6 protein-coding genes are annotated in these 5,989 nt (G+C 61.4%); all 6 read right to left on the reverse strand.

The features are described 5' to 3' along the window. Positions 1-170: 170 nt before the first annotated feature. The 6 genes from SNL23_RS03695 to fmdA are packed head-to-tail and all read right to left on the reverse strand — an operon-like array spanning position 171 to position 5,761. On the reverse strand, positions 171-1,526 hold the full coding sequence (locus tag SNL23_RS03695) for an MATE family efflux transporter (RefSeq protein WP_076016706.1): 1,356 nt from the start codon (positions 1,524-1,526) through the stop codon (positions 171-173). A gap of 22 nt (positions 1,527-1,548) precedes the next feature. Beyond that, a complete protein-coding gene (locus tag SNL23_RS03700; RefSeq protein ID WP_318301640.1) occupies positions 1,549-2,112 on the reverse strand; it encodes a DUF2239 family protein in 564 nt (187 codons plus the stop codon). A 50-nt stretch (positions 2,113-2,162) separates the two neighbouring features. Beyond that, positions 2,163-3,119, reverse strand: a complete 957-nt coding sequence (locus SNL23_RS03705; protein ID WP_318301641.1) for an AAA family ATPase — start codon at positions 3,117-3,119, stop codon at positions 2,163-2,165. Positions 3,120-3,122: 3 nt separating this feature from the next. Then, on the reverse strand, positions 3,123-4,166 hold the full coding sequence (locus tag SNL23_RS03710; protein ID WP_076016703.1) for an aliphatic amidase: 1,044 nt from the start codon (positions 4,164-4,166) through the stop codon (positions 3,123-3,125). Between the two features lie 15 nt (positions 4,167-4,181). Continuing rightward, positions 4,182-4,529: an FmdB family zinc ribbon protein gene (locus SNL23_RS03715; protein ID WP_076016702.1), complete on the reverse strand. Its 348-nt coding sequence runs from the start codon at positions 4,527-4,529 to the stop codon at positions 4,182-4,184. 2 nt (positions 4,530-4,531) lie between these two features. Continuing rightward, positions 4,532-5,761, reverse strand: coding sequence for a formamidase (gene fmdA / locus SNL23_RS03720; RefSeq protein WP_076016701.1), 1,230 nt, complete (start codon positions 5,759-5,761; stop codon positions 4,532-4,534). Positions 5,762-5,989 lie beyond the last annotated feature (228 nt).

Below are 5,989 nucleotides of genomic sequence, written 5' to 3' on the forward strand. Positions count from 1 at the left end.
AGCAATGCCGGAGTGAGGGAACGCCGAGCCCTAGCGAGGCGCCGACAGGCGGGGCAGAGCGTTTTGGTTGCTTTTGCGCTTTTCAAAAGTGACCCGCTGTAAGAGCGGAACCCTAAGTGGCCGTTACCTAAATAACGGATATGTACTCCCCGCCCCCCCCCAAAAAAACCTCACACCAACCGCTTGATCTGCTTATGCCGCCAAACCAACCGGTAATACGCCGTCTGCAACCCCAACATCGCCAGATACGTCACCGGAAACGCCATCCAAACCCCCTCCAACCCAAACCGCGCATTCAGCAGATAAGCCACCGGCAACTCCACCCCCAACACGCAAACGATCGAAATCCCCACCGGCACCAGCACCACACCGCTGGCCCGCATGATCCCGCCCACCACCGCCTGGAAGCCAAAGACCAAAATGCTCCAGAGCATGATATGCAACAGATGCTCAGCCTTGACCCGCGCATCCACGTCGGTAATGAACAACCCCAACAACCAGTGCGACAACCCATACCCCAACACAATCAACCCACCCGTCAGGCACAGGTTGATCAAAATCCCCGTACGCAGGATCGGCCCAATCCGCTCCAGCCGCCCCGCCCCGATCGCCTGCGCCCCCAAAATCGACGCCGTGATCGCAATCGACAACGCCGGAAACTGCACATAGTTGACGATCTGCGTCACCGCCCCATACGCCGCCGTCGCCTGGGAACCATGGCTGTTGACCAGCGCCAGAATCACCAACTCCGACAGCGACAACACCACCATCTGCAACCCGGTCGGCAGACCAATACGCAGCACCTTGCCCAAAATCACCCGGTCCAGCCGCAACGCCGCCATCAACTCACGGTCCGGCGCCATCACGTGGTTTTTATGCCGCAGCCGCAACACCAGAAACGTCATCGCCAGGGCGTTACCCACCAACCCTGCCAACACCGCGCTCTGAATACCCATCGGCGGCAAACCCAGCCAGCCCTTGATCAGTGCCGGGGTCAGCAACAGGCCCACGGTGGTCGACACCACCAGCGCCAGCAACGGCGACACCGTGTCACTCACGCCCCGCAGCAGTTGGGTGAACAGGATGAACACCAGCAGCAGCGGCATGATCAGCATCATCATCTGCGCATAACCCACCGCGTCATCCAGCACATCCACCGGGGTGCCCAGCGCCTGCATCGCCGGGCGCGCAAACACGCTGCCCAGCACCGCCGCGATCACCCCGATCAGAGCGCCAAGGGTCAGGGTGGCGCCGGTGATCGACTTGACCATCGAGGTTTCCTGCGCGCCCCACGCCTGGCCGATCAACACCGAAGCGCCCGCCCCCAGGCCGATCACCAGGGCGATAAAGAAAAACACGATGGGGAACATCCCAGACACCGCCGCCAACGCCTGGGTACCGAGCATCTGCCCGACATAGATCCCGTTCAGCGTGCCGGAAAAGCTCTGGAGGAAATTGGACAGCACCATGGGTGCCAGAAAGATCAGGTAGATCTGCCACAACGGGCGTTGCTGGGTGACTTCCATGAAGGTTCGGATCTCAATGCAATTAGGCAGGGAAAGCGTTGCGTGTTAACCAGGCCAGATACAACTTCACATCCACCGGCCAGTGCGCAATCTTGTTGGAAAAGTCAGCGCCGTCCTGGGCAAACAACGCCCGCGAGGCTTCTTCAAAACCCGGCAGGTCGCCGCCCAGGGCGCTCATGAAACGATAGCTGGATTCCTTGGCATGGCGTCGCTCATCGTGCTCGGCATGGGCGTTGCGCGCTTCATCCACCAGCCGGCGCAAGGCCGCCGAGGCGCCGCCGCGTTGTTGCCCCAGCCATTCCCAATGCCGTGGCAGCAGGGTCACTTCACGTGCGACCACGCCCAGCTTCGGGCGGCCTACGGTAGGTGACACTGGCACTTCGGCCTCCGTCACCGCGACTGTCGACTGCTGGGGTGCATAACCGACTGGCCAGGGATAGTCGACTTGAACACCGCTGGCGTCATCAAACACCAACAAACTGCCGGTCGACAGGTCGATACTTTTCAGGTTTTTGGCGACGTCGGCATAAGAGCCGGCGGCCACGCGTTGGTGGCCAAGGAAGGCGGTGCAATGTGATGCGCTCATGACTTTTACCCGGAATATATTGTTTTACCCGGGTCATATTAGCCTGAATTTTATTTGTTGCAAGCCGCTCGTTGCGAAACCACCAAATGATTGCTGATGACGGACGTGCTCATGGAGCCCACACCTGGATCACGCAACAAGCACTCGGCAATTGCCGGCTCAAGCTCTACTCGCAATCGGCGGCCCAAGGCGCGGGCACCAAACCGTACGTCATGGTCGCGGCATAACCAGGCCCGTGCCGACTCATCCAGCACTAGCGACCGCTGCTGTACCGCAAGGCGTTGATTGAGTTTGCAGAGTTCCACCTCAAGCAGTGCTTCAAGCCACTGATGGTCGATGGGCTCGAACATCAGGATACGGTCGATGCGATTGAGAAATTCCGGCTCGAAATGGCTGTGCAAGGCGTCCTCCAGTACCGCCGCCTCCCCGCGCCCCAACCAGCGCAACGGGGCAAACCGCCGTCGATGGCGGCGCGCCTGTTGCGCGCCGATATTGCTGGTCATGAAGATCAGGCTGTTGCGAAAGTCCAGCGTACGAGCGCCGCCCGTCAACGTCAGCTGGCCGTTTTCGAGGATGCCCAACAGGCTGCGCACCACTTCCTGGCTGGCCTTTTCCAGCTCGTCGAACAGCACGATGCCGGGGCGACTGTAGCTGCCCTGGATCAGCTCACTGTTGAACAGGCTGATGCCCTCCTTGCTGCCGACATAGCCTGGTGGTGCTCCGGTCAGGGCGGCGGCGTAATGCTCCTGGGCCAGGGTGTGCATGTCGATACGGCAAAAACCGTCGGCGCGGCCGTGCAAGGCCAGGGCCAGCAGACGGACGATTTCCGTCTTGCCGACCCCGGTAGGCCCCATGAACAGGTTGACGCTCAACGGCCGATCACGCTCGCCGATGTCGGCCTTAACCACCTTGAGCAGCCCTTCCACCTGGGCCAGGGCCGCGTCCTGGCCGACGATACGGCTGCGCAGCAAGGCCATGACCTGAGCCGGCTCAAAGGTAAACCGCATGCCTCAACCCGCCGCTTTTTCTATACCGCCATGGGGCAACTGCCCCACCGGGCATTCAGCGACGCCCACGGTGCTGCGGGTAAATGCCTCGACATTTTCCTGGGCCTTTTGCGCGTCCAGCACCCAGGTGCGATAGAACTCGAACGGACAATCTGCCACGCCCTTGTCCCCGTCGCCCGAGGCATGCATGCCGGTGTAGCCACGGTGCAGCAGCTTGAACAGATGGTTCTGCGACTGGTCGTTGGCCCGCGCATCGCGGATCTGCGACACCGACAACTGGGCGTACTGAATGCCCATTTCTTCCTCGCCGCACTCCCCCAGGGTGCGGCCATCAAAACCAATGATCGCCGAGTGCCCGAAGTACGAATACACCCCGTCGAACCCCGCCGCATTCGCCACCGCTACGTAGCAGTTATTGGCCCAGGCCATGCTCTTGGACATCTGCACCTGCTGCTCCTTGGCCGGGTACATATAGCCCTGGCAACGCACGATCAGCTCGGCACCTTTCATTGCACAGTCGCGCCAGATCTCCGGATAGTTGCCGTCGTCGCAGATGATCAGGCTGATCTTCATACCCTTGGGTCCGTCGCACACGTAGGTGCGGTCGCCCGGGTACCAACCCTCGATCGGGCACCATGGAATGCACTTGCGATAACGCTGGACGATCTCCCCCAGGTTATTGATCAACACCAGCGTGTTATACGGTGCCTTGTGCGGATGTTCTTCATGACGCTCACCGGTCAGGGAAAACACACCCCAGGTATTGGCCTGGCGACAGGCCGCCGAGAAAATCGCCGTCTCCTCGCCGGGAATGCTCGCGGCGGTGGCCATCATCTCGTCGTGGTCGTACATGATGCCCATGGTGCTGTACTCGGGAAACACCACCAGGTCCATGCCGGGCAAACCCTGCTTCATGCCGACAATGATCTCGGCAATCTTCTTCGCGTTATCGATGACCTCGGCCTTGCTGTGCAGGCGCGGCATCTTGTAGTTCACGACAGCAACGCCGACCGTGTCCGGGCTGCTGGATATGTCGCCATGGCGCATTGCGAATCTCCTCGGTCAGTGACTGATCATCCAGGGCCGTGGCCCGGTCTTGGTCTTGAGCCCCAGCGGGTTGGCCTTGCTTGGCACCACCGGTTTACTGCTGCCACAGCAACTGCAGCCTGCCGGGTGCTTGCGCGACTCCTGATACTCACCAACGGTTTGCGGCGCATGGGCGCTGCGCTCGTTGCCGGCAATCGCCTTGCGCTGGCTGGCCGACAGCGTCGTCAGCGCCGGCGCCGACAGCAGCAACTGCCCGCCGGGGCTGTCGCAATACGGACACTGGCTGGGCTCGTGACGCTGGGCCATCGGCCGCAGCATGGTGAAGGTGCCGCAGGACTCACAGGCGTATTCATAAGTCGGCATGGCTACAGGTCCGGTGCGATGGGCAGGTCGATGCTGCCGTCGAGGAATTGGGTCGGGCCGTTGGCGTTGGGGTTGATGTCGAACTCGAAGATTTCAGTCGGCAGCCACAACGTCGCGCAGGCGTTGGGAATGTCCACCACGCCGCTGATATGCCCCTGCACCGGCGCCGAACCAAGCAGCGCATAGCCCTGGGCCGGCGAGTAGCCGAACTTGGTCAGGTAATTGATCGCATTCAGACAGGCCTGACGGTAGGCGACATTGACGTCGAGGTAGTGCTGCTGGCCCTGTTCGTCGACAGAGATGCCTTCGAAGATCAGGTAGTTCTTGTAGTTCGGGGTGATCGGGCTTGGCTTGAACACCGGGTTCTTGATCCCGTACTTGGCCATACCGCCTTTGATCAGCTCGACCTTCATGTGCACCCAGCCGGCCATTTCGATGGCGCCGCAAAAGGTGATTTCGCCGTCGCCCTGGCTGAAGTGCAAGTCCCCCACCGACAGGCCGGCGCCGTTGACGTAGACCGGGAAATAGATCTTCGAACCGCGGGACAAATCCTTGATATCGCAGTTGCCGCCATGCTCGCGGGGCGGCACGGTGCGGGCACCGGTGGCGGCGGCGTCGTCACGAGCCGAGCCCTTGAGTTTGCCCATGTGTGCGGTGGCGGCCAGCGGGGCGTTGGCCAGGGGTGGGACGCGGGTTGGGTTGGTGTCGATCAGTTCCTGTTCGCGGCGGTTCCAGTCGGCGAGCATCACCGGGTCGGGCAGGCAGCCGATCAGGCCGGGGTGGATCAGGCCCGCAAAATTGACGCCCGGGATGTGTCGGGAGCTGGTGAACATGCCCTTGAAATCCCAGATGGCTTTTTGCGCGCTGGGGAAGTGATCGGTGAGGAAGCCGCCACCGTTCTGGCGGGAGAAGAAGCCGTTGAAGCCCCACTGGGAGTCGGCTTTGGCGCCGATGTCGAGCAGGTCGACCACCAGCAAGTCGCCGGGTTCGGCGCCGTGTACGCCCACCGGGCCGGAGAGGTAGTGCACGGTGGAGAGGTCGACGTCGCGCACGTCGCTGGCGTCGTCGTTGTTCTTGATAGCGCCGGCGGTCCAGTCGTAGGTTTCGAGGATGAAATCATCGCCGGGTTTGACCCAGCAGGCCATCGGGATATCCGGGTGCCAACGGTTGTGGATTTGCTCGTTTTCGGTGACGGGTTGGTTGAGGTCGACTTTGATCAGGGTGTCGGTCATCGAGGTGCTCCCGGAGGTGGCTTGGCTGTGGGAGCAGTCTCGTGGGGATGGGGTTGGGCGGGGAATACGTTGGATGACGTATGCGTCTTTGGGGTTGGGGGCATATCCGTTATTTAGGTAACGGCCGCGTATGGTTCCGCTCTTACAGCGGCTCACTTTTGAACAGCGCAAAAGTAAGCAAAACGCTCTTGCCCCACCACTCGGCACCTCGCTTGGGCTCGGTGTGCC

The organism is Pseudomonas sp. SED1 (genome assembly GCF_034044025.1).
GTDB lineage: Bacteria > Pseudomonadota > Gammaproteobacteria > Pseudomonadales > Pseudomonadaceae > Aquipseudomonas.